This window comes from Bradyrhizobium sp. AS23.2, assembly GCF_001908185.1.
In the GTDB taxonomy this organism is placed as follows: domain Bacteria; phylum Pseudomonadota; class Alphaproteobacteria; order Rhizobiales; family Xanthobacteraceae; genus Bradyrhizobium.
On record NZ_LGHM01000245.1, the window covers coordinates 1 to 3,839 of the forward strand.

The 3,839-nt window shown below is 66.1% G+C and carries 4 protein-coding genes; 1 reads left to right on the forward strand and 3 read right to left on the reverse strand.

All coding sequences use genetic code 11. The features are described 5' to 3' along the window. The coding region (locus AC630_RS39065) for a beta-1-3, beta-1-6-glucan biosynthesis protein (protein WP_074123680.1) at positions 1-509 on the reverse strand (509 nt) is incomplete at its 3' end. Between the two features lie 327 nt (positions 510-836). Between AC630_RS39065 and AC630_RS39070 the strand changes: the two genes are divergently transcribed. After that, on the forward strand, positions 837-2,396 hold the full coding sequence (locus tag AC630_RS39070; protein WP_074123681.1) for a glycoside hydrolase family 17 protein: 1,560 nt from the start codon (positions 837-839) through the stop codon (positions 2,394-2,396). Here AC630_RS39070 and AC630_RS39075 read toward each other — a convergent pair. Both AC630_RS39075 and AC630_RS39080 read right to left on the reverse strand, forming a co-directional pair. After that, entirely contained in the window at positions 2,356-2,736 is a 381-nt protein-coding gene (locus AC630_RS39075; RefSeq protein ID WP_063683416.1) for a hypothetical protein, read from the reverse strand. The two genes, AC630_RS39070 and AC630_RS39075, sit on opposite strands and share 41 nt — an antisense overlap. 142 nt (positions 2,737-2,878) lie before the next feature. Next, positions 2,879-3,839, reverse strand: a 961-nt coding sequence (locus AC630_RS39080) for a hypothetical protein (protein WP_074123682.1), incomplete at its 5' end; no start/stop codon positions are given.

The following is a 3,839-nucleotide window of genomic DNA, read 5'->3' on the forward strand; positions in this document are numbered from 1 at the left end:
TGGGAGGCCGCGGCCGCCGCCTGCTGCGGCTGGGCCGCTGGATTGATCCAGCAAGCGTGCACCCGGCTGTCCAGCGTCTCCGCGACCTTGGGATCGATCTGGCCGCCGAAGCGGGTCAGGCAGCGGAAGGCAGCCTGGATATGGCCGCCCGGGCAGCCGAAACGGTCGTAGAGGTCGAGATGGCGGAACGCGGTGTCGAGGTCATCCCGCCACATCAGGCGCACCACGCGCCGGCCGAGCCAGACGCATTCGGGGTTGCCGGCCGGGCCGTTGATGACCTGGGCGGCTTCGGCGAACTCGTCGGTGCGGCGCTGGTTCTGGGCGGCGGCGTCCTTGGCGGCGGCATCGGCGGGCTGGGCGGCGGCCGCCTTGCCCTGGTCAGGAGCGGGAGTGCCGCTCTGGGCGGATGCATGACCGATACCGACCAGGACGACCAGGGAGGAGACGGCCAAGGTGGCGGCGAACTGCCGCAGGACCGCATTTCGAAACTCGAGCACCCGTTGCCGCATGAATTCCCCAACTTCTCCGCTGACCGCCCGCGTCAGGATCCCGCGGACGCGCCGGTGATGGCGTCCAAATGGGTCTCCAATGCGGCGGAAAATTCTCGCCGAATCCCATGACCTGTATTTCGAATTTTGTCCAGCAAAGTCACGATCCTAGGTCTCTGTCGAACGGCCGCAGGTAAATTCCTTGGGAGGGGGAGGGATCCGTTCGGAGCCACCCCTTGGCAGACGGCGTGTGAGCAGGTAATCGACGGCCCTTCGCGGAGGACGGAACCGATTTCTCTTCGTACGCCACTGGCGCTTCTGCTCGTCTCACTGGGTGCGATCGCTGCCGTGTGGTGGTGGCTTGCCACGCCAATCACGCTCGCACGCGCTCCGATCGATCCGGTCGACAAGGTCCAATGCGTCTCCTATGCCCCGTTCCGCGGCGAGCAGTCGCCGCTGAACGCATGGACCCATATCGAGGCCGAGCAGATCGAGCAGGACCTGCGCCAGCTCAAGGAGATCACCGACTGCGTCCGCACCTATTCGATGGAGAACGGGCTCGACCAGGTGCCGGCGATCGCCGCCAAGGTCGGCGGGCTGAAGGTGCTCCAGGGCATCTGGCTCTCCAGCAATCGCACCAAGAATTTTGAGCAGGCCGCGCTCGCCGTACGTCTCACCAAGGAATTCCCCGGCATCATCACCGCGGTCATCGTCGGCAACGAGGTGCTGCTGCGCGGCGAGATGACGACGGCGGACCTCGTCTCCATCATCCGCTCGGTGAAGGCGCAGGTCAGCGTGCCCGTCACCTATGCCGACGTCTGGGAGTTCTGGCTGAAGAACCGCGAGGTCTATGACGCGGTCGACTTCGTCACGATCCACATCCTGCCCTATTGGGAGGATTTCCCGGTGCGTGCGAAATTCGCCGCCGCCCATGTCGAGGCGATCCGCGAGCGCATGGCGGTCGCGTTTCCGGGCAAGGAAATCCTGATCGGCGAAACCGGCTGGCCGAGTGAAGGGCGCATGCGCGAGGGCGCGTTGCCGTCGCGCACCAACCAGGCACGCGTGGTCTCGGAAATCCTGGGCCTCGCCAAGGCGCAAAAATTCCGCGTCAACCTGATCGAGGCCTACGACCAGCCGTGGAAGCGCAGGCTGGAAGGCACGGTGGGCGGTTATTGGGGCCTCTTTGACTCGGTGCGCCGGAACCTGAAATATCCGCCGGGCGAGCCGATCAGCAATTTCCCGTACTGGAAATGGTACATGGGCGCGGGCATGGGCCTCAGCGTGCTTGTGTTCGCAGTTGCCGGTCTCACGCTGCGTCGGCGGCCGTGGACGCCGCGCTTCTCGGCCTGGCTCGGTGTCGCCATCTCGGCAACGACGGCGGGGATCCTGCTCGGGGTCGGTGCCGACAAGATGTACTACGAGAGCTACGGCATCGGTGGCTGGCTGCATTGGGGCGCGCTGCTGCTCGCCGGCATCCTGTCGCCGATCTTCTGCGCGCAGGCGATGGTGATCGGCCGCAGCCTTCCAACCTTCCTCGATCTGCTCGGCCCGCGCGAGGGCCGGAAATGGTCAAAGCTCACCGCCGTGCTCGGTCTCACGCTGGCGGTGACTGCGGTGATCGCGGCGCAGACCGCGCTCGCCTTCGTGTTCGACCCGCGCTACCACGACTTCCCCTACGCCTCGTTGACGATGGCGGTGGTGCCGTTCGCGCTGCTGACGTCGAACCGGCCGCAGATCGGCCAGCGTCCGATCGCGGAAGCCGTGTTCGCAGGCGTGCTGACGCTGTCGGCGGTCTACGTGCTCTTCAACGAGGGTCGCGAGAACTGGCAGTCGCTGTGGACCTGCGCGATTTATCTCTTGCTCGCGCTCACGCTGTGGCGGGCGCGGGCCGAGCAAATCCAAGAATGAACAGGCCGATCGCAAGACCCGACAACACCACGTTGTAGAGCACGATGCCGAGGCCGGCGGCGATGATGCCGACGGTCAGCAGCACGATCGACGGCCGCATCAGGTTCAACGTCGCAACCACCAGCGCGACGATCCCGAACACCGAATTCTTGAACAGCACGGTCGACACCGAACGCGCCTTGCAGATCAGCGTCTGAAGGCCGGCGTCGCAGGCGAGCCCGACCGTCGAGAGCTCGATGCCGAGATAGCGCAGATAGAGCGCATAGCCGACGGACGCGAAGCCGACGACGATCAGGAACTGCACCTGGTAGGGCGTGAGGCGGAAGGGCTTTTTTGTCATGGGCGCAATATGGTCGGGATGGTGGAAGGGGGCAACAGGGGAGGCGGAGGTTTCCTCGCGAATTCGGGCGAGAAGGCGACAGTGGGCCTAGCAGCCAACGTCCTGAACTCGACGCAAGGGAGCCCGCTGCGGGCGGAGCGTCTTACCGCCTGAAGAACGACGACAGCGTCGATCCCGTAGATGGCGTCTCCGGCTTGGCTGGCGCTGGCGCTGGGGCCGCGGGGGCAGGCGCGGGCTCCTCGCGCTTTGATGTGCGCTTGGATGAGTAGCTGCGGCGTTGCTTCTCCGGCTTGGCGCTGGGCCCAGGCGCCGGGGCGGACTCGGCTTGCGGCACCGAGTCCTGGCTCTTCTCCGAGTTCTTGTCCTGGTTCTTGTCTTGGTCTTGGTTTTTGTCTTGGGCTCTGTCCTGAGACTTTTCCTGCGTCTTTTCCGGGCCCGCGCGCAGCGACAGGCGCTGGCCGTCGAACACGGTGGTCTCGCAGTGGCGGTTGCTTTCGGCGAGGCCGGCGCAGAGTTTTGCGGCGGCTGCGGCATTGAGCAGCGGGCCCGCACCTAAGCGGAGGTGCATGCTGAGGCCGGTGTTGCCTTCCTTGATCATGATGATCGGCCGCAGCGCGGCGATCTCCGGATTGGACTTGATCAGGCCACGCCAAAGCGCGCGCAGTCCGTCGATCGAGTTGGCGCCGCCGAGGTCGATCGCAAAGCGCGTCTGCTGAACCGCGATAGCCGAAGCTTCGCTGTCGGCGACTTCCGGCGGCTTGGTGGATGCGGCGGCGACCTCGATCACGGCGGGCGCCGGCTCGGCCTTCTCGGCAGCCTTCTCGGTTGTCTCGGGCTGAATCAGTTTCGGCGCGGCCGGATCGGGCGGCGCCATGATCGACTTGGAGGGGACCAGCGGAAGGATAGGCAGCGCTGAAGTCGTCGCTGGCGACTGCTGCACGAGCGAGGCGGCGGCTGCAGTCTGCGGCGGCGGGCTCGCGTGATCCCTGGCGTGATCCTTTGCGTGATCCTTGGCGGCGTCCTTGGAAGAGTCCTTCGCGACCTCCGTGCGCGGCTTGTCGCTCGCCGGAGCCGGCGTCGAGGCGACCGGCGCGACGCTGGGC

Excerpts from the sequence above, each read along its gene's own strand:
- AC630_RS39075 (WP_063683416.1), bottom strand. The coding sequence starts at position 2,736 with ATGACAAAAAAGCCCTTCCGCCTCACGCCCTACCAGGTGCAGTTCCTG.